We start from the raw sequence: 25,278 nt of genomic DNA, 5'->3' as shown, positions 1-25,278 counted from the left end.
ATTTAATGCTTGCTGGAGGTTTTTAAATGGATAAGCAAATAAAATATCTGCTGGGGGTTTTAATCTTATTATTAATTTCAGCTTATTTTTTAAGTCTGCTTAGTGGTTTACCCCAATATTTTGAAGATGATATTATTGCTTTTCTAGAAACTAGACTAAAAGGGGATATTTCTTTTGCTTCTATTTCTGTTTGGCCTCTCAATAAACTTCGTCTCCAGTCCTTTAGTTTTGTTGATCAAAATAATAATCAAATAAAAATTAAAGACTTACAACTTAACTATAAATTAGATTTTAGAGATTTAAAGCAATTTATTAAAATAGATTTTGTAGCAGCCAAAAAAGCTGAAATCATAATTAGAGACCTTAAACAACTTAAGTCTTTATCTAGTCAGCTAGATCAAGCTGAGGCTTTAGATTCTCAGCCCAAATCGGCTTTTAACTTAGAACAGTTAGATTTGCCTCCACTTTTGCTGAAAACTAAAATTAATATTATTGATTCTAGTCTAGTAGTGAAAACTGAAACTAAAGCTTTAGAATTTAATAATTTAAACTTAGGACTTTTAGCGAGAGCTAAAGCTGATTATGAGCTTAATTTTTCTAGTTCAATTAATTTAAATAAATTTGCTTATCAAGACTTTAAATTTAATAAGCTTAAAACAGAGAACTTAAAATTAAAGTTTAAAAGGCAGGGAGCAAAGTCAGAACTTTATTTTAAGACTAAGGCTACTGCTTTAGCACCTCTTTTAAAAGTGCTGCCTCTGGCTCCAAAATATCAATTTGAAAATTTAGAGCTAGATTTAGCTACTCTTAAGGGAGATTTAGACCTTAAAGGTAAATTAGATTTAAAGGGAGCTCAAATTGAAAATTATCGGGCAGAAATTAGCTCTAATAATTTAAAACTTAAACCTAAATTAGAATTTAAGCAGCAGAGTGAAAGTTTAGATTTTGAATTTAAAAAATTAAATTTTATTGTTTCTGGCCCAGATTTTAAATTAGAAGCAGTACAAAATAAATTAAATTTGGCTAATAACAAAATGCTTTTAGATTTTAAACTAAAGCAAAATTTAGCTTACCAATTAAAATTATCAGCAGCAGAATTTGATTATAATTATTCCTTTTTTAAGCCAGAATTAGAGGCTGCTCAACTTGACTTTGATTTAAAATTAGAGGGTCAAAAAAATAATTTAGAAAAATTAAGAGCTGAAATCAAAACAGATAAACTAAAAACTAAATATGCTGAGCTTACTAAGACTGATTTTTTAATCAAATTAGTAGATGATCAGCTTTTTTTAGAAAAAGCAAAAGTTAATTTAGGCTCTGAAGCAGTAGTTGATTTAAAAGCAAGTTATGATCTAAAAAACCAAAATTATTTAGCTGCAGTTAAAGCTCAAAACTTAAAAATAGCCAGTCCTTTAGTTTCTTTTTTAGCAGATTATAAGCCAACTGCCAAAGCTTTGGCAAAATTAGAGGAAATTAAAGCTGACCATTTAGATTTTAATTTAGATCTTGGCGGCTATTATGGATCTCAAACTAAACTATCAGCTACAGGTGATCTTGATTTGAAGCTGAAATTTAAAGAACAGAATAATGACATAAAGCTAAAAAGTGATTTTTGGTATGTTGAGCAAAAACTTTTTCTTAATTCTTTGCAGCTTTTTTCTGATTTTGCTTATTTAGATTTATTAGGAGAAATAGATTTTGCCCAAAAAGAGCTTGATTTACGCTATGCAATTAAAAATTTAGAACCAGCAATTTTAAATAAGCAGTTAGAGCTTTTTGATTCAGAGCTTTTGGCAGCAGTTAAGCCCACAATTAAATATGCAGAAGGGCAAATTGAAAATAGTTTTGCTAACCCTAGTCTAAGTACTGATTTGCATTTAGATCAATTAACTTACCAAAATTACAGTTTAAGCGAAATTAATTTAAAAGCAACTTATGTAAATGATAATTTGCAGATAAAAGATTTGATAGCAGATTTAAATCAGGGTAAATTGCGAGCTGAGGGTGAAGTAAAAGCTTTAACTGGAAATCCTATTTTGGCTTTAAATATCAACAGTGAAAACTTATATTTTGAAGATCTAAACTCAGAGCTTAACTTTGATTTACCACTTACAGGTGCAGTTGAGCTGCAATCAGAACTGAGAGGTCCAATAGCCGATTATCAATTTAAACTAGATCTCAACACTTCAAACCCTGTTTTTGCTTATCAAGCAAGAGAATTTGATTTATCAAATTTAAGTCTGAGTTTGAAAACAGAAAATAAACAGCTTAAAATTGAAGAACTTGCTTTTAGTCAGCAGGAATTAGATTTTAAGGCTCAAGGAATTTACGATTTTCAAACTGGTTTTGCAGTTGATTATCAGCTGCAGGGAATAAAAATTCAAAATTATTTAGAGCAGAGTCCAAAACAATTAGAAAAGCTTAGTGGTTCTTTAAACTTAGCTGGAAAACTAAAAGGGCAGTTAGAAGCTTTAAAACTTAATTTTGAGCTAGCTGGCGAAAATTTATTTTATGATAACTTTAAGCTAGAGATTTTAGCAAACCAATTCAATTTAGATCTAAAACAAGCTAAATTGGAATTAGAGCAATTTGATTTTAACTTTGCTTCTGGTAACTATAGTCTGACAGGAGAAATAAAAGACTTAACTAGTATTCCCCAATCTGAGCTGCAGTTAGAGCTTTTAGAAGTACCACTAACAGAATATTTCCAGCGATATCTGGGCTTATATCCTTTGGCAGAAGAGCTTAGTTTAACTGGTCAAACTCAAATAAAAACAGAGGGCAGTGCTTATCAGGCCGAATTAGACTTAGCTGGTCACTTAGCTCAAGCAGAAAAAAATAGTTTTAGTTTGAAAGGAAAAGTAGGGAGAGAATTAAATTTAAGCTTTCAAGCTTCAGACTTACCATTATATTTTGCAGCTGAGTCTGACTTTAACTTAAAAACAGAAGCAAAACTTGATTTTGAAGGTGAAATAGGTGGTACTTTAACTAATCCTATTTTAAATTTCAGTCACAGTTTAGATGCTATTAAAATTAATCAAAATCCTTTAGAAAAAATAGAAGGAGATATTTTAGTAGAAGGAAAGCGCCGAATTTCGGCGGCCGAAAAAATTAATTTTAGTCAAGGTGGGAGCTTGAAATTTGATCTTAGTTATTTGCTAGCTGAGCAAAACTTAAGTTTAAGTTCTGATTTAGAGGACTTGCCTTTAGCTTTTATCCTTTCATTTTTTGGAGACAACTTGACTGCTGATGGTTATTTAAATGGAAATCTGAGGGCAGACGGCCCTTTAAGCAAGCCTAAGTTAAATGGTGATTTTAAGTTGGCAGGTAATAGTTTAGAGCTTGGAATTTGGGCTCCAATTAAAAATTATCAGGGACAAATTGAAATTGAAGGCAGTCAGGCTTTAATTAAAAATTTAACTGGAGATTTCGTTGACGGCCAGTTTGAACTGGGTGGTAAGTTAAAACTCTTAGATCCAGCTCAGTTTTGGAACTTAAAACTTAAAGGTTCAAAACTTTATTTTGACCGCGGTTCTTTAACTGGTAATTTTGATAGTGATTTAAAATTTGCTGGTCCCTTAACAGAGCCTCTGCTAAAAGGGAAGCTGGACCTTTATGATTTCCAAATAGGAATGCCCTTTAAATGGCCGAGTTCAAAATCAAAAGAGAAAAAAGAAGAACCAGCTATCAGTCCTGTGATTGACTTAGAACTGATGCCCCAAGAAAATGTAAAAGTTAAAAATCAAAATTTAGAAGTCTTAATTGAAAACGGAGATTTAAAACTTAATTTTAATCGAAAAAGAGATAATTCTCTCATGATGGAAGGTAGGCTCAAAAGTAGTCAGGGTCGTTTTAGTTATTATAATTCTCGTTTTAATTTAAATAATGCTGAGGCTTTATTTACCCCAGTTGATCAAAATGATATTCCTAGTTTGCAGGTTAATGCGACAACTTATGCAGCTGGGCGTCAGATAAATATTAACCTTAGTGGTCCAGCAAATAATATGCGGATTAACTTAAGCTCTGATACTGAAATGACTCGAGAAGAGATATTAAACCTCCTTTCTAGCCGTGGAGCTTTAGGTTCGGCTGTCATTGGTGGTGAAGATATAGGTGTTCGTCAAATTATTACCCAAGAGTTGATCAGAATTGTAAATGGTTTTTTACAAGAAGATATTATTTCTGATCTAGAGTCAGATTTTAGAACTGCTCTTTCTTTAGATCGAATTGAAATAGATGCTCTCCAATTTGGTTTAGAAAGAGAAGTTGCGATTTACCTTGGTAAAAATCTAAATAATCGTTTTTATCTTGAATATGCAGCTTTTTTCAATGAGGAAGAACAGAGAGAATCTGAACTTTCTTTTCAATATAAATTAACAGAGATTACAAATTTAAAAGGAAGCTATTTTACTGATGATGAATATCAAATAAGTTTAGAAACTGAAATTGAATTTTAGGAGGCAAAGGATGAAAAAGAAGATATTAGTTAGGACCTTGATTATACTAAGCTGTGCCCTGATTTTTACCGGTCTGGCAGCAGCCCAAGAGATTCCGATTGATGAGGTAACTAAAATAACAGTTGAAGGTAATGATTATGTTAGTGACTTTGAAATTTTAAATGCTGTCAAAACTGAAGTTGGAGATCAGACTGATCAAAATGAACTGCGCTCTGATCTGCAAAATGTTTTCAGCTTAGGTTATTTTTCTGATGTGAATATAGCATTTGAGAATTATCAAGGTGGACTAAATGTTATTTTTGAAGTAGTAGAAAATCCTGTTTTAAAAGGGATTGAAATCAGTGGTAATCAGCCAATATATGAGCGAGATAAAATAATTGAAATGTTAGATTTAAATTTAGAAACAGTACTTAATGTGAAAAAAATGAATAAAAACTTGAAAAAAATTCAAGAAAAAATGCAGGATGATGGTTATATTTTAGCCCGTTATAAAGATGTTAATGTTTCGGATGAGGGAATACTTAAAATTGAAATCAGCCCTGGTTACCTTTATTCTGTCGGAGTTAGTGGTAATACCAAAACTGATTCTAAAGTAGTTTTAAGAGAAATGCCGATTGAAGCAGGAGAGGTAATTAATATTAATAAAATCCAAAAGGGTTTTCAAAATTTAAGCCGCTTGGGTTATTTTAAAAATATTAATCCTAAGCTGCAGCGGGTAGATGGCCCAGAAAATAGTGCTAAATTAAATATTGATTTAGAAGAAGGCAAAACAGGAAACCTTCAATTTGGTGGTGGTTATAGTTCAAATGACGGCTGGATAGGTTTTGTTGATGTCAGCGAAAAGAACTTATTTGGTAACGGCCAAAATATTGGTTTCAAGTGGCAGTTTGGAGATACAACGACTTATTCACTTAATTTTTATGAGCCTTATTTATGGGACAGCCTCTATTCTTTTGGCTTTAGTGTTTATGATCGCGAAACAGTTAGAACAACTTCTACTGATTCTTCTGGGGACTTAGATTATCTTAAAAAGAGTAAAGGTGGTAGTATTAGTTTAGGTCATCCACTGCCAAATGACTGGAGAACATCTTTAAGATATAGATTAGAAGATAAAGAAGAAATTTGGGATGAAAGCAGTGATGATGACAAATACCAAGAAGGAGATTTAATTGATGGTTCAGATAAAGATTTACAGTCTTTAACTTTATCATTTAGTCGGGATACCTCTAATAACCGCTTCCATCCAACTTCAGGCTCTATTAATAATTTGAGTATTGAGGAAGCAGGTGGCTTTTTAGGTGGAGATATGGAATTTACTAAATATAATTTAGACAGCCGCAGATATTACCATGGTTTTAAAGATCATGCCTGGGCTTTAAGAATGAAACTTGGCTTAAGTGATCCTCGAAATCAAAGTGGAGGCTTAGGTAGTGAAGAATATGACCTTGGCGGTTCAGATAGTTTAAGAGGTTATGAACAAAGTGATTTTGATTCTAATGAGCATGATAATAATAATCTCTTACTCTTTAATGTAGAATATAGAGTTCCTTTTAATGATAGTTTTACGGGAGTGATTTTTACAGATGCTGGTAATGTTTGGGAAGATCAAGACAAAATTAAGCTTGATGACTTAAAGCTTGGTTATGGATTGGGAATGAGAATGAACACTCCAGTTGGCCAGCTGCGCTTAGATTATGGTTGGGATGAAGATTCTGAAGGAATGCTCCACTTTAGTATTGGTAATACCTTTTAAACTTAGTTAAATAATTTTGGACAATTAGTATTTATTTGGAGGAATTTATTAATGGACTTAAGTCAGCAAAAATTTCGTCTAGCAGTAATAGTCTTACTGCTGGCGATTTTAGGCTCAATCTTTTTTCTTGCTTTTTTAAATCAAAATCAAAGTGTAGATCAGGTTGCTTATGTTGATCTAGAAAAAGTTTTTAATCAGCATCCAGCTCGGACTGCAGCTGAGCAAAAACTTAATCAAAAAGCAGCAGCATACCAGCAAAAAATAGAGCAAGAAGCTAAATCATTACCTGGAGTTGAGCAGAAAAAATTGCTTTATTCATATCAATCAGAATTAGAAAATCTAGAAGCTGAATTATTGGATTCTGTTTTAAAAGAAGTAGAAAATATTATTATAGAGACAGCTGAAAATAAAAAAGTTAAATTTGTTTTAGAGGCAGATGATGTCTTATATGGTGGTGTTGATTTAACAGATGCTGTTTTAGCTAAAATTAATTCAGATTGGTAATTAACTAAAAGGAGGAGTTAAGCTGTGGATAGACATGATTATCATTTTATTTCACTCAAATTTTTAACAGCAATAATTATGGCTTTGTTTTTTGCTTTTCTCCTCGTTTATGTTTTTTCTCCAGCTGACTTTAATTATCAAGTCTATGATTTTAAAGCAGAAAAACCGGCTCAATTTTCAGATTCTACTTTTTGGCTGGCAGAGTCGAGCTCTGATTTTGATTTAAATTTAAAAGCTAAAAAAAATTTTGAAACTAAACTTAAACAGCGCAGTTTTAAATTAATGGATTCAAGTCAAGAAGCTGTGCTGGCTGTTTTAACTGGCAATTACTTAGAAGAAATAAATAATTTACAAAAAGATGAAGATTTGGCTTTAAATCAATTTCGTTTAGAGCTTGAAGCTGAGCAAGAAAGGCTTTTACAGGCTAAAAGAAAAAAATTAGAGTCGAATTTAACCACAAAATTACAAAAATTAAGGCAGCAGGTTAAGTCACAATATAGTGATTACAGCCAGCAGGAGATTAGAGATAATTATTTGCAAATGATTAATTTGCGGATTGGAATTGAAGTTTTGGCTCAAGATGAAGCAGAAGAAGATTACTATAGTCAAAAAATGGAAAAATTAGAGCAAAAACAGCAAAAATTATTAGGAGCCCGTTCTGAGCTGATTAATGAAGATATTTCTGAGCAAACAAGGTCTTTAATCTTAGATTTTAACCAGGAATATGCTAATTATAGGCAAAAGTTAAGGCAGAATTATCAGCAAGAGCTTGCTTTAAAAGAAAAACAAATAGAGTTGAGTTTAAGCCAAAAAAGAACAGAAATTAGAGATACGCTTCAGTCTCGCCGGCAAAAAAAAGATTCACAAATGGCTGAACTAATAACTAAAGCTAAAAAATATTACTAAGGAGTCAATAAAATGGATTATTATCGCAAAGCAGCAGCAGTTTTTATTTTAGTTATGACTTTAGTCTCACCTTTAGTGGTGGCAAAACCAAAACGAGTCGCTTTATTAGATGTCAACGCTCTAGCTGCTCAAAGTAAAACTTTAAATTCTATCAAAGCAAATAAAACTCCCCAAGAAGCAGAAGCTGCAATTATGCAGATTATTAAAAAAGAAGCTGCCGCCTATGCTGAAAATAATAATTATAGTAGTGTAATTACTAAGCATTTGGTCTATCAAGGTGGAGAAGATATTAGTTCTGCTTTAGCTAAAAAAATCGATAAAGAAAATTAAGTTTTTTTAATTTGATCAAGGAGGATAAATTACAGTGACTAAAGAACAGGAAAATAATCAAAAAAATAAATGTAAATACAAAATAGCACAAATAGCTAGTTTAACAGGAGCTGAACTCAAAGGTCAAGCTGATATTTTAGTTGATAATGCTTGTGGAGTTCAAGAAAGTAATCAAAGTTCAGTTACTTTTGTTGATCAAAAAGATTATTTAAAACAGGCTCTTAATTCCAAAGCTCCAGTTATAGTTAGCAGTTATCAAATTTATTCGGAACTAGATTCTAAATTAAATTCTCAAAAGACATTTTTACTGACAGATAATCCACGGCGAGTATATGCTTTAGCTGCAGCAGCTTTAACAGCTAGGCCTTATCAGAGTCAAAAAATATCTAAAAAAGCAGTAATTGATCAAAGTGCTAAATTAGGAAAAAATCTATCTATTCACCCCGGAGTAGTGATTGCCGAAAATACTAAAATTGGTGATAATACTATTTTGGCCCCAGGAGTAATTATAGGACCAGAGGTGGAAATTGGAGCAAATTGTCTTCTTCATCCTGGAGTAATAATTGAACGAGATTCCATTATTAAAAAAAGGGTGATAATTCAATCCGGTGCTGTAATTGGTTCTGACGGTTTTGGTTATGCTACAGACAGTGATGGTCACCATAAAATTCCTCAACAGGGTAATGTAATTATTGAAAGTGGAGTCGAAATTGGAGCAAATGTAACGATTGATCGGGGAGCAAGCGGCCCGACAATTATTAAAAGAGGTTCTAAACTGGATAATTTAATTCAGATAGCCCATAATGTGGAAGTGGGCGAAGAATCATTACTTATTTCTCAGACAGGGATTGCAGGTAGTACTAAATTAGGCAAAAGAGTGACTTTAGGTGGTCAAGCTGGAGTTGTAGGTCACATTGAATTAGCAGATCAGACAACAGCTGCTGCCAGAGCTATGGTTACTGCTAGTACTAAAAAAGGAGATTTTATTTCGGGAGCTCCTGCCCAAAATCATCGCCAAGCCCTCAAAGAACAGGCTTATTTGCGGCGTTTACCTAAATATATCGAAAAAATAAAAAAACTTGAACAAAAACTTAAAGAGCTAGAATCTAAATAATTCTTGAATTCTAATCTTAATAAATATATAATAAACTATTGAGAGAGCAAAGAAAGAAAGGATGACACATTTGCAGCTAGAGAGAGAAAAACAGCAGACGATAAAAAAAGAGATTATTGTTCAAGGAATTGCTCTACATTCAGGGCAAGAAGCAGAGCTTAAATTAAAGCCAGCTCAGCCTGGAAGTGGAATTGTTTTTAGTCGCTTAGATTTAGAAGAGAAAATAAAAATTCCAGCTGAACCCGCTTCAGTTGTTAATTTAGTTAGAAATACAACTATTGGTAGTAAAAAAATAAAGGCAGCTAAAATAAGTACAATCGAACATTTAATGGCTGCAGTTTGGGGAAGTGGGATTGATAATTTAATAATTGAAGTATCAGGTCCCGAAATTCCTGTTATTGACGGGAGTGCTCTTCCTTATTATCAGCAAATTTTAAAAGCTGGCCTCAAAGACCAGCCTCAAAAACGCAGAGTATTCAAAATAAAAGAGCCTATTTTTGCTAGAGCCGAAGCTTCCTATATTACAATTTTGCCATATGACGGCTTCAAAATTTCTTATACTCTAGATTATGAACATCCTGTTATTGGCAGCAGTTATTTTGAATTTGAAGCAGCACAAATGGACTTCAGCCAAGAAATAGCAGGAGCCAGAACTTTTGGTTTTGCAGCTGAAGTAGAAAAATTACATGAGCAGGGCTTAGCTTTAGGCGGCAGTTTAGAAAATGCTGTTTTAATTGAAGCTACTAAAACTGTAAACCCACTAAGATTTGAAAATGAATTTGTCAGACATAAGATTTTAGATGTTATTGGTGATATGTTTTTAAATGGAAGAATTATGGGTCATATTATAGCTGTTAAATCCGGCCATAGACTCCATGTTAAATTAGCAGAGAAAATTAGGGCAAAAATGCTAGAGGAGGAAAAATAATTTGAGTGAGGTAAATGAAATAATTGATATCAGTGTAATAAGATCAATCCTACCCCATCGTTATCCCTTATTATTAGTTGATAAGATTGAGAAGGTCGAGAAGAAAGAATCTATTATTGGGATTAAAAATGTAACTATTAATGAAGAATTTTTTCTGGGGCATTATCCAGATCATCCAATTATGCCGGGAGTTTTAATAGTCGAAGCTATGGCTCAAGTAGCTGGTATTTTAATTTATTATAGTTTTGAAGAAATGGAAGATAAGCTTCCAATTTTTACGAGTATTGATAAGGCGAAATTTAGAACACCTGTTAAACCAGGTGATCAATTAAGAATGAAAGTCGAAATTGTGAGATTAAGAAAAAGAATTTCTAAAGTTAAGGGAAAAGCTTATGTGGGCGATAATCTGGCTGCAGAAGCTGAAATGATGTTTACTTTTGAGAACAAGTAAAACAAGTAGTTTATAAATTAGGAAGGGGAATGATAGTCTTGGCAGCTGAGAAAAAGGGAAAAGTGCTCCACATGAGCAGCAAAAATATTCATGAAACAGCAATCGTTGCTCCTGGAGCCAAACTAGGGAAAAATGTAGAAGTTGGACCATATGCTATTATTGGAGAAAATGTAGAAATTGGAGCCGGAACAGTAATTGGCCCACATGTAGTAATTAAAGGTTGGACAACTATTGGTAAAAATAATGAGATATTCCATGGAGCTTCAATTGGTTTTGAGCCTCAAGATTTAAAATTTGAGGGCGAAAAAAGTTACCTCTTTATTGGGGATAATAATACAATTAGAGAAAATGCTACGATTCACCGGGGGACTGCCGATGGTGGCGGGGAGACAAGAATTGGAAATGATAATTTAATTATGGCTTACTGTCATGTAGCTCATGATTGTCAGCTAGGAAGTAATATAATTATGTCTAATGCTACTAATTTAGCAGGCCATGTAGTAATTGAAGACCATACAGTAATTGCTGGCATGGTTGGAGTTCATCAGTTTGTACGCATCGGTAAGATGAGCATGGTTGGTGCCCACTCTAAAGTAGTAAAAGATGTACCACCTTATATTTTAGTAGATGGTCATCCTGCTAGTGTCAATGGGATTAATGTAGTTGGACTCAGACGAAATGGTGTTAGTCCTAAAATGAGGCGTGAAATAAAGAGTGCTTATAAAACTCTCTACCGTTCTAAATTAAATATTGATCAGGCAATAGAAAAAATGGATCAAGAATTAGATGCTAGTGAAGAAATTGAACATTTTTTACGCTTTTTGCGTAATGCCAGCCGCGGAATCTGCCGGTAGGTGTAATTATGAGCAAAAAAGCTTTAATTGCAGGCTGGGGTAAGCTGCCGCGAATTTGGGCTGAAAAAGCTCAAGCTGCAGCTGAGGATTTTATTGTAATTAGAATTGCCGAAGAAATTACAGCTGAATTCTCTGATTTAGACTGTAGCTCCTATACGGTTAATTTGACTCAGCTTGGTAAAATACTTGAGATTTTAGCAGAGGAAAAGATAGAAGAAGTTATCTGGCTCGGCAAAATTCAGAAAGCTCATCTTTTTGCTGATTTTAGGCCCGATCAGAAATTACAAAAGCTATTAGAGCAGTTACCAAATTTAAATGATGATACAATTTTAATGGCTTTAGCTTTAGAGATTATAAATATTGGGATTAATATTTTGCCGCAAACTTATCTTTTAGCAGACCAGCTGGCAAAAGCTGGGGTTTTGGCTGGAGAAGTTAAGGCAGAACTTAAATCTGATTTAATTTTTGCTTTTGAGACAGCCATTAATTTAGGTCGTTTTGATATTGGCCAAACAGCAATAGTTAAAAATGGGGCTGTTCTGGCACTTGAGGCGATCGAAGGAACTGATCAGGCGATTCAAAGAGCTGCTAAATATGGTGGCCCAGGTCTGGTAATGGCAAAATGTAGTAAAAAAGAACAAGATTTGCGCTTTGATATTCCAACAGTTGGCTTAAAAACTTTAGAGCAATTAGCTGCAGCTGAAGCTCGGGCTTTAATTGTGGAAGCTGATCAAACTTTTATTTTAGATCAAGCTAAATTTTTTCAAAAAGCTGCAGCCGCCGGAATTGTTGTCGCTGCTGCTGAATTTAAAGAAGGAGAATTGATCCTACCTTGTTAAAAATAATGGTTTCTGCAGGCGAAATATCTGGTGATATGCACGCAGCTGCAGTTTTAAAAAAACTTAGAGCTAAAGAACCTGAACTAGAAATTTTTGGGATGGGTGGCCCCCAGCTCAAAGCTATGGGAGCTGAAATTTTAATTGATCCCACAGCAATTAGTACTATTGGCTATTTAGAGGCTTTTAAAAATTTAAAAGAGCATTTTGCTCACTTAAAGAAAATGAAAAATTTAATTAAACTAAGAAAGCCAGATTTAGTTTTTTTAGTTGATTATTCTGCTTTTAATATGAGGTTGGCTAAAGCCTGTCGAGAATTAGGAGTGAAGGCGGTTAATTATTTTCCGCCTTCTGCTTGGCTTTATAATCGGCGGCGAGCTAAAAAAATGGCAGCTTATGGAACTAAAATAGCAGCTGTTTTTCCGATGGAAAAAGAAGTTTATCAGGAGGCTGGAGCTGAAGTTAGTTTTGTGGGACATCCGCTCTTAGACTTGGTTAAAGTAGAAAGCGAAACTGCAGAATTAAAAGCAAAATATCAGCTCAAAGAAAAAGAACAGGTGATTAGCCTTTTTCCAGGTAGTAGAAAGGGAGAAATCGACTCTCTCTTAACTAAAATGCTGGAGGCAGCTGCTATTTTAAAGCAAAAAAAGTCTAAGCTGAAGATTTTTTTGGCAGCAGCAGCCGGAATTGAAATTGATTACCTGCTTTCTTTTGTGAGGCAGAGTCAGGTAGAAGTTGAGATAGTTGAGTCAGCAAATTATGAGTTGATGCAAATAGCTGATTTTATTATTACAGCTTCGGGAACTACCACTTTGGAAGCAGCTATTTTGCAAACTCCCCAGCTGGTTTGTTACCAAGCAGCTTGGAGTTCTTATTTTTTAGCTAAATATATTTTTAAAATTGAATTTGTAGCTTTACCAAATATTATTTATGGTAGTCAAATTGTACCTGAGTTATTACAAAATGATTTTGAAACAGCAGAACTTGTAGAAATTGCTTTAGACTGGTTAAATAATCAGCATAAATTAAATAAAATAGAAGCTGAACTACAAACCGTGCGTGAAAAATTAGGCGGTGGTGGGGCAGTAAATAGAACAGCAGACTTACTGCTGCAAGAAGGAGGGCTAAAAAATAGTGGATAAAAAGAGTATTTTTTTAGCGCTCTTTATTTTTATAATTATAGCTTTTGCTTTTTATTTTAGCAGCGAAGAAATACCAACTATGCCTCAAGCACCAGAGCCAGCAGCAGAGGAAAAACCAGCCGCAGAACTAAAAGAAGTTAATTTTTATATCTATAATGAAGCTGAGAATCAAAAATTAAAGCTAATCAGTGCCGAGGTAGAAAATTTTAAAAATGACGATCGTTTAGAATTAGAGCCAGTTGAAGTTGAGGTTTATGATCTGCAAACTGAAGAATTACTCTATACTTTAGATGGGAAAGCGGGAACTTATTATCCTCAGCGCGAATATCTAGAAGTGAGAGGTCAAGTTGTGGTTGAGAGTGAGCGTTATCTTATTTTAGCAGATGAACTAGATTATGTAATGCAAAAAGATTATTTAGAAGGCAGAGGAAATGTTAGCTTAAAAGGTCAGGATTTTAATTCTACAGCAGAATTTTTTAGTTCTAATCTTAAATTGGAAGAACTTAATTTATCCAAAAAAAATAAAAAAGAACAAGCTGTAATTAAATTTCAAGACCTGCAGCAGGATATTAAAGCAGAGGAGTCTAACAATGAATAAAAAGATTTTTTTAATTTTATTAATAGCATTTTTAGTAATTCCAGTTTCAGCTCAGGCCGAAAGAGAGCTAACTGGAGATCAATTGGACTTAAAAGAAAGTTCAGCTGGTCAGATTGTAGTAGCTACTGGTCAGGTTGAGCTGATTTATGATCAATTAAGGATTACAGCTGAAGATGAAGGTATTTATCGTCGTTTTAATGGTGAAGTAGAATTTAGAAAAAATGTAGAGTTTTTCTACCAGGAATATGAAGGTCAGGCAGTTGAGTTAACAGGTAATTTAAAAACAGAGATTCTGCATTTAAAAAAAGATGCTCAGATTAAAGGCCCTAATTCTTATTTAGAAGCAGATAAAATTGATTTTTATCAAGCTGAAGATCGGATTGAGGTCAAAGGCAGTGCTTATTTGGAATATAATGATTTTTGGGCTAAAGCAGATCAGATTACTTATTATTTAGAGCGAGAAATGATTTATTTAACCGGAAATGTTGAAGGAGAAAGAAATGGAGAAAGTTTTACTGCCCAAAAAGCTGAGATCAATCAGCAGACAGAAGAAGTACAGCTCCAGGGGCAGGCTCAAATCACTCTTCCCAAAAATGAACAAGCAGACTCAGATGTGGAGGCTCAAACTGATGCCAATTAGAGCAGAAGCTTTAATTAAAAAATATAATCAAGAAAAAGTAGTTGATCAAGTTAGTCTTAAAGTAAAAAGAGGAGAAATCGTCGGCCTTTTAGGTCCTAATGGAGCTGGAAAAACTACTACTTTCTATATGATTTTAGGTTTAATTAGCCCTGATGGGGGTCAAATTTTTTATGATCAAGCAGATATTTCTGAGCTGCCAGTTTACAAGCGAGCTCAACTTGGGATTGGTTATTTACCACAGGAGGCTTCTATTTTTAGGAAATTAACAGTTGGAGAAAATTTGAAAGCTATTTTGGAATATCGAGATTTAAGTTCAGCGGCAATAGAAAAAAATATTCAAGAGCTTCTGGCCGAATTTCATTTAGAAGCTTTAAGAGAACGCAAGGGTTTCCAGCTTTCTGGAGGAGAAAGAAGAAGGGTAGAAATCGCCAGAGCTTTGGCTGCTGATCCGGATTTTATTTTATTAGATGAGCCTTTTGCTGGAGTAGATCCTATTGCAGTTAATGATATTCAGGATATAATTTTATATTTAAAGCAAAGAGGTTTGGGAGTTTTAATTACTGACCACAGTGTTCGGGAAACACTTTCAATTACTGACAGAACTTATATTATGCACGAAGGTCGGATTCTTTTAACAGGAACAGCCAAAGAAATTGCTGCAGATGAAAAAGCGCGCAAATTTTATCTCGGCGAAAAATTTAAAATTTAGTGAGGTGCATCTTTTTGTGAAAACACTTAATAAATATATCTATAAAGAACTGATTGCACCATTTTTCTTTGGGGTGGCAGCTTTTACTGGTATTTTTATTGGTACAGATTTAATTTTTGAGTTAACAGAATTTTATACTAAATGGGGAGTAGAAGTTTTTACTTTAATTAAACTTTTCTTTTTAAAACTACCAGAGATTATTGTTTTAACTTTTCCGATGGCTTCACTTTTAGGTACAATTATGGCTTATAATCGGCTTTCTGGTGACAGCGAAATTACAGCTATGAGAGCTGGAGGAGTTAGTATTTTGGCTTTAGTGATGCCTGCTTTAATTTTAGGACTTTTAACAAGTGGAGTGACTATTGGGATTTCGGAGTTTTTAGTGCCCAATGCTAATTATCAGGCTGAACAAATAATGTATCAAGCCCAACACGGAGAACAGAGGCCGGAGACTCAATATGATTTATTTTTAACGCCAATGGACAGCAGGACCAGGCGCCCTGATTATATGCTTTATGCTCACAGCTTTAACGGAGATAGTGGGATTATGAAGGATGTAGTTGTCCAGAGTTTTGAAGATGGCAAACCAGATTCTGTTTTAGAAGCAGAGAGTGCAGAATGGTTAAGTGACGGCTGGCATTTTTATGATGGGATTATTTATTTTTTAGATCGAGAAAATAGGCAGCCTGCTTTGGAATTCAGTACTTATCGCTCCAGAGAGGAGATCCATTCTCCAACTCAGGCTGGTAAACTAGGTAAAGATATTGATGAAATGAATATTAGAGAATTAAATGAGCATATTGCTTTAAAAGAAGAACAAGGACGGCAGGCATATGCGGAAAGAGTTGAGTTTCACCATAGATTTTCCATACCTTTGGCCAGCTTTATTTTTGCTCTTTTGGCAGCACCTTTGGGAATTAAGCCTCAGCGCTCTGCCGGCTCAGCAACTGGTTTTGGAATTTCGATTATTGTAATATTTATTTATTATGTTTTAATGACAGTCGGAGATGCTTTAGGTAGTCAGGGAACAATTGAGCCTTGGTTGGGAGCCTGGCTGCAGAATATAGTGATTTTTGTAGTTGGTTTGGCTTTATTATTTAAAAGTTCTCGGCAGTAAGCAGAACTTATAAGTGGGGTGGAGATTATTAATGCATTTGCAATTATAGCTATAGTAGTTTTTTTAAGTGGTTTAATTGCCTTTATTGGTGATAAAATTGGAATGAAAATGGGTAAAAAAAGAGTTTCTTTATTTGGTCTCCGGCCCCGTTATTCTTCAATTATTATTACAGTTGTGACTGGAATTTTAATTGCGGTACTTTCTATCACTATTTTGCTGGGAGTTTATTCGGAGTTAAGGAATGCCTTGTTTAATATTAATGATGTTTTAAATAGGTTAGAAAATTTAAATCAGCAGTTAGAAAAAAGGGATCAGAATTTAGCTGCTAAAAATGAAGAGCTGGAGGCTAGAGATCAAAAACTGGCTGAATTACAGGCTCAAATTGAGGCCCGAGAAGATAAGATAGCTGCTAAAGAAGCAGAGATTGAGACAAAAGAAGCAGAGATTAAGGCTAAAGACCAAGAATTACTGGCAGTTGAAAAAGAATTAGCTGAGCTGACTAAAAATCGGGATCAATTAGAGCAGCGAATTGAGAATTTAAGTTCACAGCGTCAGGATTTAGAAGAGCAAGTTTCTGAACTTCAGGCTCAGATTTCGGATTTAGAAGCTGACTATGATGATCTGCGGCAAGTGGCTGAACAGCTAAGAGCTGGTGTGATCTATTATATGGATGAGGATATAGTTTATCAAAAAGGTGATGTAGTTTATAGTGATGTTTTAGAGGGCGGTAGAGGTGAACAAAAGACTATTTCGGCTTTAAATAAGTATCTGCAGCGGGCAAATAAAGTTGCTCTCAAGCAGGAGATTAAGGTCAATAAAGAGACAGGAATGGCTCTGCGTTTGCAAACTGAAGATATTTTAAATGCAGCTCGGATTATCTATAATATGGATGCTGGGAGCAGGACAATAGTTTCTTTGGTGGCCCGAGTTAATGTTCCTCAAAATGACTGGCTGTATGCTAATTTTCAGTTATATGAAGATTTTATAGTTTTTAGAAAAGGTTCTTTAATTAGTTCTCAAATTATTAGTCCTGATCAAAGCAGTGAAGAAATAGAAAACGAGCTAGAAGAGCTTTTAGAGTCTGTTAATTCGAAAGCGATTAATCAGGGAATTTTGCCTGATAATTCTGGTCAGGTTGGCTCACTTAATTTTAGTCAGTTTTATGAGCTAGTAAATCAGGTGCGTTCAAGCTCAACTGCGCTTAAAGTTAAAATTTATGCTAAGACTAATATTTGGCGTCAGGATAGACTAAGTGATAATCTCAGCTTTGAGTTAGAAGAATTTAGGCTTGAGGAGAATTAAAATGAATAATTATTTATTAGCTTTAGATCCTGGACGAGACAAAATAGGAGCAGCTGTACTCGATTATCAAGCTCAAGTCCAAGAAAAGACTATTGTTCCTTTAACAGAGCTGGAAGATTACTTAGAGGAACTGGACTGTAATTACCAGCTACAAGAGGTAATAGTTGGTAATGGGACTGGAGCAGCAGGGGTAATGGAGCTGCTTCAGAAAAATTTTGATTTTAAAAAAATTAATTTAGTGGTAGAAGAGTTTACAACTGAAGCAGCTCAAAAGCGTTATTTAAAGGAAAAGCCAATGTCTAATTATGAAAAATTACTGCGTAAATTTGTTAACTGGAAAGTGAGCAAAGCTTTAGATGATTATGCTGCTTTGATAATTGGAGAAAAATATTTAAAAAAACTTGACAAAAACTCTGCTGGCACTTACAATAGTGATTGAGGATAGAAAAATATTAGAATTAGATTAGATGAATTTTGACAATTAAATATTTTTTGCCTTTTACAATTGTAAAATTGTAATAATTAAGCTTATAAACTCAAAGCTAAAATGCGGTGGAAAGGAGGTGCCCCCCGAAGCTGCGGAGCTGTAGAGTTATAAGAGTTCTCACTACTTATTAAAATACTTAGGACAAAGAAGAGGAAACTAGGAAACTCGCTCGGAGTCCTCTGTGATTGAATAAGTTATAGAACTTATATAGATTAAAAAGAAAGATTACAAACAATCAAGGGGGATTTTAAATAATGAAAAAACTTACAATTACAATTGCTTTAATGTTAGTCGTAGCATTAGCTATGCCTGCTTTTGGTGCTTCTTTCTCAGATGTACCTGCAAGCCACTGGTCATACAATGCTATTAACAAGTTGGTAGCCGCTGGAATCGTTGAAGGATATCCAGATGGTGAGTACAAAGGTGACAAGTCAATGACCCGTTACGAAATGGCTGTAATGGTTAGCCGCGCTTTAGATAACATTGTTGACGAAATGGACGCAATGGGTCAAGGCCTAACTACAGGTCAAGCTGAAGACGTAACAGCTATTGTTAAGTCTTTAATGGAAAAGAACACAAATGAAAGCTTAAGCGATGCTCAAGCTGAAGAAGTAGCAGATATCGTTGATGCTTTAACATTCGAATTACGCGCTGAGCTTAAAGTTCTAGGTGCAGATGTAGAAGCTTTAGGAAAAGACGTAGACGAATTAGCTGCTAAAGTAGACGCTATGGACGTACCTGAAGATAACATTGAATTTGGTGCAGAGTTCAAGACTACTTTTGAAGTAGCTAACTATGGTGATGATAAAGAAAAAGCAAACACTGTAGCTTTATGGGCTGATGGTGATGCTTTAGATATTGCAGCTCCAGAAAAAGGTACAGATAAAGATGGTAAAGATATTTATAAATCAGAGGACGATTCTGATTTCCCTGCAGAAAAGAGATTTGAGCAGGAATTTGATTTCAATATTAATGGTAACTTAGGAGAAGCTAAGTTTAATTTAGATGTAGATACAATTACTAATGTATTTGCTAGTGAAGATACAATTTTTGATGAAAATTATCCTGGTTTAGATGATGATTATCATTACAGTCCAGAAGATGAAGATACATTCTTAATGGATTCTGCTTTATTAGAAGTAACTTACCATGATTATGGTTTCAGAATGGGAGACTTTGCTGATTACCACATGGAAAAATATTTAACTGATGAAGAAGATATGGAAGGTCTAGAAGCAACTTACACTTATAATGATATTGACTTCATGGCTACTGTATTAGGTGATGATGATGATACAACAGCTGATTACTATGGTATGACAGCTCACAAAGCTATGACTTTTGGTAACTTAACTGGTAAAGTTTATCAGGTTAGAGGTCAAGGCTTTACTAAAGATAATTCTGTAGATTCTACTTATGTTGCTCTTGAGTTAACAGACGTTGAAGTTACAGAAGCTCTAACAATGGGTGGAGAATTAGCATTTAATGATTGGAGTTCAGATAAAGATATTGATGTTGTAAAAGATGATAGTGCTAATGATATCTACTTTATGGTTAATGGAGACTTTGCTGCTACTGAAGCTCTAACTATTAATGGTATGATTGAAACTGTTGGTTCAGAATTCTATGCTATCAATGATGACTTAGCTGGTACAGATGAAGGTGAGTCTGTTGATAAGACTCTAAATAATGTAGATTATGACAAGTACATGTTAGGTGCAGAGTATATTGTAAACGAAATGAATACAGTTAATGGTTCTATTGAATTAGTTAATCCTGGAAGCGATAACTATACTAATGATGCAGAAGATAAGTATGAGTACGCTGTAGGATGGGAAAATGTATATGGTAAATTTACTAACAATGTAGATGTTACTATTACTAACAATGATGGATTCGAAGATGACCATGATATTACTCTTATCGAATTAGGTACTGAGTACGCTTGGAACGAAACAACTACTCTAGGTGCTGCTTTAGTAAATAAAGATGAAGAAAAGACTGATGGTGATGTAATTAACTATAACTATCTAAAAGCTACTATGGATAAAGAGTTAGCTGACAACATGACTTGGAATACAGAGCTTAAGTATATTACTGGTGAAGTTAATGAAAAAGATGATGGTAGTGGAAACATGAATGATGGAGAAGGTAATGCACTTACTACTTCTCTAACTGTAAGCTTCTAAATATAGCTTATAGCTAAAGAAACAAAATAAACAAAACAACCCGGGGGATTTATTCCCTCGGGTTTTCTGTGTTTATAGGAAAATTATGTAAATTTATAAGGAGGAATTAGAAAAAGTGAAGAAAAAGATTATAGTAATGCTGATGGTATTGTTGAGTGTAGGACTTATGGCAGGACATGCAGCAGCTTCTGACTGGGAAGCTATTGGTGGAATGGCAATTACAGAGGTTACTTTAGATAAGTGGAATGGGACTATTGATGATTTGAATGAAACATATTTTGATGAAAATGGATTAATAGCTCAAAAAGGATTGCCTGTAAATGATGTAGAAAAAATGGATAATATTGATCGAGTACCAATTGTTTATTTAGGAGCTCAAAAAGCTTTAACTGAAAATTGGGATGGTACTATTAGATATGAATATATTTTTGGTGGAGTAGAAGGCTCAGCTAATATTGGTGGAGAAGAAGGCTCAGCTAATATTGGTGGAGAAGAACATGAACATACCGCAGAAACTGATGTTAGATTACATGGTTTAGCTTTTTTAACAGATTATAATTTAAATGAACGCTGGTCTTTAGGTGGAGGTTTAGGCTTTTATAGAGGTACTAAAAATCAGAATCTAGTCGGATCTCGTTTCGGTAAGAAAGAAGGAGATACAGATTATGATCTAGATGCAGTTAGTTATCGCTTGGGTTTAGCTTATGAGCGTTCTTTTGCAGAAAATTGGAATGTTAATGCTGCTTTAGGTTATATTTATATGGAAATAGATGATCAAGATGAAGGAAATGTGTACAGTAAAGGTTTTTCATATAGTTTAGGTGTAGGATATAACTTTTAATTTAAATTTCAGGAGCCCTTAGAGCAGAGCTTTAAATTCTGCTTTAAGGACTTTTTTTAATTATTCTGGTAATTTTAATTTAAATAAGGTATAATATAATTAAATATTTTTGAACAAATGTCAATATCAACAAGGGGGTCAAGATGAAAAAACTAATTATTTTTCTAAGCTTTATTTTAATTTTTACTGGTACATTGGGGGTTGAGGCGGCATTTTCGGATTTAGAAGTTGAGCATTGGGCCTATCAAGCACTAACAGAGCTGCAGGAGCAGGGAATTATTGAGGGCTATCCAGATGGTGAATTTAAGGGAACAAAGGAAATGACTCGTTATCAGGTTGCTGTTTTAGTTGAGCGAGCTTATCAGAGAGTAAAAGAACTGGAACAGTTTAATTCTTTGACTGAGTCAGAGGCTCAGGTAGCTAAAGAAATGGCCAGCGAAAAAATGTTGGTTGTTGATCAGTCAGGTAGAAAATTAAGTTCTGGTCAGCTAAAAGATATAAAATTAATAGTTGATAGTTTAAGCCGTGAATTTGCTTCTGAATTAGAAGTCTTAGGAGCAGAAGTAGAGAATTTAAGTACAGAAATAGCTGCAGTAGAAGCGAAGTTAGCAGAGTTAAAAGTACCAGAAGATAAAATAGAATTTGGGGCAGTAATTACTACTAATTTTGAAACAACAGATTATCCTTCTAATAAAGAAGAGCGAGCCTTAGCCGTTTATACTTGGACTGACGAAGATGTTTTAGATTTAGAGGCAAATGAATACTTGGGAGATATGGATTATGCAGATATGTATCATACTCTATTAGCTGATTATATGAATACAGATATTTTTAATAACGAAAATGTCTTTCCTTTAAAACTTGAATTTTTTGAGCTTGCAGCAAACGATGAAAATTATAAAGATGATATAAATTCTATTCCAACTCGTAAAAAATTCTGGCAGGAATATGACTTTACAATTAATGGCCAGCAGGCTTTTGGTGATTTTAACTTAGAATTAGAAACTATAGATAATTTATTTTCCAAAGCGGATGGTTTTAATGATTATAGTCAGCCTGAACAGAAAGCTTTAAAAATGGACAAAGCTTTATTAAGCTTTAATTATCATGATAATTACTTTAAAATTGGTGATTTAGATGATTATCAGCTTAAACCATATTTTTTAGCAGAAAATGATTTAGAAGCTTTAGAATATAGGAGGAATTATAAAGATATAACTTGGCAATTCTTAGCTGGAGGTTCAGAAATTGATTTAGCTGGATTTAATTTTCCTGTAGATCTATATTCTTTAACTGCAGCCAAAGAAATCAATACTGCTGATTATAGTTTAGGCTTTAATCAACTTCGTTATGAAGGTCAGAATGTTAGTAATTTAGCGATAAATTTTACTAATTTTAGGTTTAATGATGCTTTAAGTTTAAAAGGAGAATTAGTCTATAATGATTGGGATCTTGAAGATCTAGGTTTACCTTCTTTTGCAAATCCTAATATGTATTATATTGGTTTTGAAGAATTACTTAAAAATAAAAAAGGTAATGACTATTATCTTGATTTAGAAGCTGACTGGAAAATTAATGATCGTTTTAAATTAAAGCCTAGATATCAGAGTGTCGGAGATGAATTTTTGGCAGTAGAAAATGATTTAGCTGCCCCTTATGGTTTTGATCTTTATGGTTTAGGTGCTGACTATATTCTAACTGATAATTTAGTTTTAGAATCCTCTTATGCTTATCTTGAGCCTGATTCGGAATGGGATCAAGTTTTTAAAGGTTTAGTTTTTGCTCCAGGTGTAAAACCGGAAGCTAAAGAAATATATAAACTAGGTTTAAAACAGCAAAGAGAACGCTTTGCTAATTCTTTGGCTTTAAAATATGAAAAAAATGATAATTTCTTTGCTGATTTTGAGCAGTTAACTCTGATTTTAAAAACTATTTATCAGCTAGATGCTAAAACTCAGTTGGGAGCTAAGTTTGTTAATAAATTTGGTAATTGGGACAGCCGTGTTATTAACAAATCAACAGAGTATAAAACAGAAATGGAAGCTGGTTACAATTATCTGGAAGCCTTTATTAATAAAAAGCTCAGAGAGAACTTGAGCTGGAATTTAACTGGTCGGATTACTGATTCAGATTCTAGTTACAAACAGAATAATGTTCAGGGTTATGATATTGAAGCTGTTTCTTCAATGTTAGAAACCTCACTTAGATTAGAATTTTAACTAAACTAAATACCGCTTCTAGAGCAGGAGCGGTATTTTTAAATTAATATATTTCAAAATATTATGAATAAAAAAGGTATCAACAACTTTATCGCGAATTAGACTATAATTAGATCTAATAATAAGGAGGGACTTAGATTATCAATTTAAAAAGGGAGATGTTAAAATGCTAAATAAAAAATTAATATTTTTGCTGATTGTTTTTCTTTTATCTAGTCCGACTTTAGTTTTAGCTCAAAATATTAAGGAACCTGTTAGTACAAAAATAGATATTGGTGATGTGCTCAAAGAAACAGAAAACAAACCAGAAATTGAAGCAGAATCTTCTCCTCTGCCTAAACTAGAACAAGAGAAAATTAAAGAACCAGCCTCAGATTTGGGGACTGAAAAAATAATGATTGAAAAAATAATTATTAGTGGTAATAATTTTTTGAGTACAGCTGAGCTAGAAGCTTTAGTGAATACTAAGACTTATACAGGTAAAAAAATATCTTTTTTAGAAATGCAAAGAGCAGCTCTTAAAATAACTAAATATTATCGTCAGCAGGGATTTTTTGTTGCCCGTGCCTATATTCCTCAACAAAAAATAGCAAATAACAGCTTAGAAATAGCAGTTATAGAGGGTCATTATGGTAAGTTTATTTTAGAAAATAATTCTTTAGTCAAAGCTAGTAAATTGCAGGCTATTTTGGATGCCGTTAAAGCTCAAAATATTATTAGTGTAAATACAATTGAGAGAGCTATGCTAATTATTAATGATACACCAGGAGCAGTTGTTATTCAGTCTGATGTAATGCCAGGAGCAAAACTGGGAACTAGTGACTTTCTAATTAAAGCTGACTCAACCCCCAGATTTACTGGCTATTTAGTTGCTGATAATTATGGGAGTGAATATACAGGTGAAGACAGATTAACTGGAGCTTTAAATATTAATTCTCCTTTTGGTTTAGGAGATCAAATAGGGATTCAAACTATGTTAAGTGATGGTAGTGGTATAGAAAATTATAGGCTTGCTTATTCTCTTCCTTTAAATGCCAGAGGTTTAGAGGCTGAATTAGCCTATGCTAGAACAGAATATGAGTTAGGTGATATTTATTCTGCTTTGGAAATAGAAGGAGTTTCTAAAGATTTATCTCTAAGTTTTAGTTATCCAATTAAAAGAACTCGTCTGCATAATATTAAGTTGAGAGCTGAATTGATGAACAGGGATCTAGAAGATGAACAGGCAGGAATTAAAACAGCAGCTAAAACTTTAAATAAATTGACTTTTGGCTTAACAAATACTAAAAACTATCGCTTAAAAAATTGGAACTCTAAACGAACTATTCAGGGTTCTCTTAGTTTAGGAGATTTGGACAGAAGTCCTGATAATTCTGCTTTTGAAGATACAGCTGGTGCTTTTGCTAAAACTAACTTGCACTTTGCTGAAAATATACAATTTAATTCTAAATGGTCACTTAATAATTCTTTAAAAGTACAATATGTTTTTTCTGATCAAAATTTAGATGGTAGTGAAGATTTTTCTGTTGGTGGGGTAAATGGAGTTAGATTATATCCAGCTAGTGAGCATAGTGCTGAAAAAGGTTATTTACTTAATTTAGAGCTTTTTTATAATCTACCTGATTTAGAAAATTACTCACATCGTTTAAGTCTATTTTATGATCTTGGTTCAGTAGATATGGCAGATCCAGTAGCGAATTTTGAATCAAGAACCTTGCAGGATTTAGGCTTAGCTTATTATCTTAATTATAAAGATTTTTTTGCTAAATTAAACTGGGCGCATAAGCTTGGAAATGAGGATGTAACAGCAGAGGATGATTATGATAGTAGATTTTTAATTCAAGCTGGTTTTGTTTTTTAAATAATGGTTAAATGGGTTTAAAGTCAAAAAGGAGGCTGAA

General features: G+C 33.6%; 21 protein-coding genes. All 21 read left to right on the top strand.

All coding sequences use genetic code 11. The features are described from left to right. Positions 1-26: 26 nt before the first annotated feature. The 21 genes from HPRAE_RS10010 (at position 27) to HPRAE_RS09910 (ending at position 25,238) form a co-directional block, all read left to right on the top strand. Positions 27-4,457 carry a translocation/assembly module TamB domain-containing protein gene (locus HPRAE_RS10010; RefSeq protein WP_014554093.1) on the top strand — a complete coding sequence of 1,477 codons (4,431 nt, stop codon included), beginning with the start codon at positions 27-29 and terminating at the stop codon, positions 4,455-4,457. Between the two features lie 10 nt (positions 4,458-4,467). Next, on the top strand, positions 4,468-6,210 hold the full coding sequence (locus tag HPRAE_RS10005; RefSeq protein WP_014554092.1) for a BamA/OMP85 family outer membrane protein: 1,743 nt from the start codon (positions 4,468-4,470) through the stop codon (positions 6,208-6,210). Positions 6,211-6,261: 51 nt separating this feature from the next. After that, the gene (locus HPRAE_RS10000) at positions 6,262-6,714 is read left to right on the top strand and encodes an OmpH/Skp family outer membrane protein (protein WP_014554091.1); all 453 of its coding nucleotides are present in this window, start codon (positions 6,262-6,264) and stop codon (positions 6,712-6,714) included. Positions 6,715-6,738: 24 nt separating this feature from the next. Further along, positions 6,739-7,620 (top strand): hypothetical protein, encoded by an 882-nt coding sequence (locus tag HPRAE_RS09995; RefSeq protein WP_014554090.1) that lies wholly within the window; start codon positions 6,739-6,741, stop codon positions 7,618-7,620. Positions 7,621-7,632: 12 nt separating this feature from the next. Further along, positions 7,633-7,950 carry a hypothetical protein gene (locus HPRAE_RS09990; protein WP_014554089.1) on the top strand — a complete coding sequence of 106 codons (318 nt, stop codon included), beginning with the start codon at positions 7,633-7,635 and terminating at the stop codon, positions 7,948-7,950. A 34-nt stretch (positions 7,951-7,984) separates the two neighbouring features. Next, entirely contained in the window at positions 7,985-9,064 is a 1,080-nt protein-coding gene (gene lpxD, locus HPRAE_RS09985) for a UDP-3-O-(3-hydroxymyristoyl)glucosamine N-acyltransferase (RefSeq protein ID WP_014554088.1), read from the top strand. Between the two features lie 61 nt (positions 9,065-9,125). Continuing rightward, complete coding sequence (gene lpxC / locus HPRAE_RS09980) at positions 9,126-9,992, top strand: UDP-3-O-acyl-N-acetylglucosamine deacetylase (RefSeq protein ID WP_041607036.1); 867 nt, start codon at positions 9,126-9,128, stop codon at positions 9,990-9,992. Between the two features lies 1 nt (position 9,993). Further along, on the top strand, positions 9,994-10,443 hold the full coding sequence (gene fabZ / locus HPRAE_RS09975; RefSeq protein WP_014554086.1) for a 3-hydroxyacyl-ACP dehydratase FabZ: 450 nt from the start codon (positions 9,994-9,996) through the stop codon (positions 10,441-10,443). Between the two features lie 29 nt (positions 10,444-10,472). Continuing rightward, a complete protein-coding gene (lpxA, locus tag HPRAE_RS09970; RefSeq protein ID WP_014554085.1) occupies positions 10,473-11,297 on the top strand; it encodes an acyl-ACP--UDP-N-acetylglucosamine O-acyltransferase in 825 nt (274 codons plus the stop codon). A gap of 8 nt (positions 11,298-11,305) precedes the next feature. Next, positions 11,306-12,136 (top strand): LpxI family protein, encoded by an 831-nt coding sequence (locus tag HPRAE_RS09965; RefSeq protein ID WP_014554084.1) that lies wholly within the window; start codon positions 11,306-11,308, stop codon positions 12,134-12,136. Further along, positions 12,130-13,275 carry a lipid-A-disaccharide synthase gene (lpxB, locus tag HPRAE_RS09960; protein WP_014554083.1) on the top strand — a complete coding sequence of 382 codons (1,146 nt, stop codon included), beginning with the start codon at positions 12,130-12,132 and terminating at the stop codon, positions 13,273-13,275. The genes HPRAE_RS09965 and lpxB overlap by 7 nt, the downstream gene beginning before the upstream one ends. Continuing rightward, positions 13,268-13,873, top strand: a complete 606-nt coding sequence (lptC, locus tag HPRAE_RS09955; protein WP_014554082.1) for an LPS export ABC transporter periplasmic protein LptC — start codon at positions 13,268-13,270, stop codon at positions 13,871-13,873. The genes lpxB and lptC overlap by 8 nt, the downstream gene beginning before the upstream one ends. Next, a complete protein-coding gene (locus HPRAE_RS09950) occupies positions 13,866-14,513 on the top strand; it encodes an LptA/OstA family protein (protein ID WP_014554081.1) in 648 nt (215 codons plus the stop codon). Before lptC ends, HPRAE_RS09950 begins: the two co-directional genes overlap by 8 nt. Then, positions 14,503-15,222, top strand: coding sequence for an LPS export ABC transporter ATP-binding protein (gene lptB / locus HPRAE_RS09945; protein ID WP_014554080.1), 720 nt, complete (start codon positions 14,503-14,505; stop codon positions 15,220-15,222). The genes HPRAE_RS09950 and lptB overlap by 11 nt, the downstream gene beginning before the upstream one ends. A gap of 16 nt (positions 15,223-15,238) precedes the next feature. Next, a complete protein-coding gene (locus tag HPRAE_RS09940) occupies positions 15,239-16,339 on the top strand; it encodes an LptF/LptG family permease (protein WP_014554079.1) in 1,101 nt (366 codons plus the stop codon). 18 nt (positions 16,340-16,357) lie between these two features. Next, complete coding sequence (locus tag HPRAE_RS09935) at positions 16,358-17,641, top strand: DUF3084 domain-containing protein (RefSeq protein WP_014554078.1); 1,284 nt, start codon at positions 16,358-16,360, stop codon at positions 17,639-17,641. A 1-nt stretch (position 17,642) separates the two neighbouring features. Beyond that, the gene (locus tag HPRAE_RS09930; RefSeq protein WP_014554077.1) at positions 17,643-18,080 is read left to right on the top strand and encodes a RuvC family protein; all 438 of its coding nucleotides are present in this window, start codon (positions 17,643-17,645) and stop codon (positions 18,078-18,080) included. A 302-nt stretch (positions 18,081-18,382) separates the two neighbouring features. Further along, positions 18,383-20,317: an S-layer homology domain-containing protein gene (locus HPRAE_RS09925; protein WP_014554076.1), complete on the top strand. Its 1,935-nt coding sequence runs from the start codon at positions 18,383-18,385 to the stop codon at positions 20,315-20,317. Positions 20,318-20,432: 115 nt separating this feature from the next. Beyond that, entirely contained in the window at positions 20,433-21,158 is a 726-nt protein-coding gene (locus HPRAE_RS09920) for an autotransporter domain-containing protein (protein ID WP_014554075.1), read from the top strand. A gap of 143 nt (positions 21,159-21,301) precedes the next feature. After that, the gene (locus HPRAE_RS09915; RefSeq protein ID WP_014554074.1) at positions 21,302-23,377 is read left to right on the top strand and encodes a TonB-dependent receptor; all 2,076 of its coding nucleotides are present in this window, start codon (positions 21,302-21,304) and stop codon (positions 23,375-23,377) included. Positions 23,378-23,543: 166 nt separating this feature from the next. Then, on the top strand, positions 23,544-25,238 hold the full coding sequence (locus HPRAE_RS09910) for a ShlB/FhaC/HecB family hemolysin secretion/activation protein (RefSeq protein ID WP_014554073.1): 1,695 nt from the start codon (positions 23,544-23,546) through the stop codon (positions 25,236-25,238). The last annotated feature ends 40 nt before the right edge of the window (positions 25,239-25,278 follow it).

Source organism: Halanaerobium praevalens DSM 2228, assembly GCF_000165465.1.
GTDB lineage: Bacteria > Bacillota > Halanaerobiia > Halanaerobiales > Halanaerobiaceae > Halanaerobium > Halanaerobium praevalens.
The sequence above is the reverse complement of the archived record's forward strand: the minus strand, read 5'-3'. Positions and strand labels throughout refer to the sequence as shown.

Coding starts and splice junctions, on each gene's coding strand:
- HPRAE_RS09965 (WP_014554084.1), top strand. CDS start 11,306: ATGAGCAAAAAAGCTTTAATTGCAGGCTGGGGTAAGCTGCCGCGAATT.
- HPRAE_RS09910 (WP_014554073.1), top strand. CDS start 23,544: ATGCTAAATAAAAAATTAATATTTTTGCTGATTGTTTTTCTTTTATCT.
- HPRAE_RS10005 (WP_014554092.1), top strand. CDS start 4,468: ATGAAAAAGAAGATATTAGTTAGGACCTTGATTATACTAAGCTGTGCC.
- HPRAE_RS09915 (WP_014554074.1), top strand. CDS start 21,302: ATGAAAAAACTAATTATTTTTCTAAGCTTTATTTTAATTTTTACTGGT.
- lpxC (WP_041607036.1), top strand. CDS start 9,126: ATGACACATTTGCAGCTAGAGAGAGAAAAACAGCAGACGATAAAAAAA.
- HPRAE_RS09930 (WP_014554077.1), top strand. CDS start 17,643: ATGAATAATTATTTATTAGCTTTAGATCCTGGACGAGACAAAATAGGA.
- HPRAE_RS09990 (WP_014554089.1), top strand. CDS start 7,633: ATGGATTATTATCGCAAAGCAGCAGCAGTTTTTATTTTAGTTATGACT.
- HPRAE_RS10000 (WP_014554091.1), top strand. CDS start 6,262: ATGGACTTAAGTCAGCAAAAATTTCGTCTAGCAGTAATAGTCTTACTG.
- HPRAE_RS10010 (WP_014554093.1), top strand. CDS start 27: ATGGATAAGCAAATAAAATATCTGCTGGGGGTTTTAATCTTATTATTA.
- HPRAE_RS09925 (WP_014554076.1), top strand. CDS start 18,383: ATGAAAAAACTTACAATTACAATTGCTTTAATGTTAGTCGTAGCATTA.
- lptB (WP_014554080.1), top strand. CDS start 14,503: ATGCCAATTAGAGCAGAAGCTTTAATTAAAAAATATAATCAAGAAAAA.
- HPRAE_RS09950 (WP_014554081.1), top strand. CDS start 13,866: ATGAATAAAAAGATTTTTTTAATTTTATTAATAGCATTTTTAGTAATT.
- lpxA (WP_014554085.1), top strand. CDS start 10,473: ATGATAGTCTTGGCAGCTGAGAAAAAGGGAAAAGTGCTCCACATGAGC.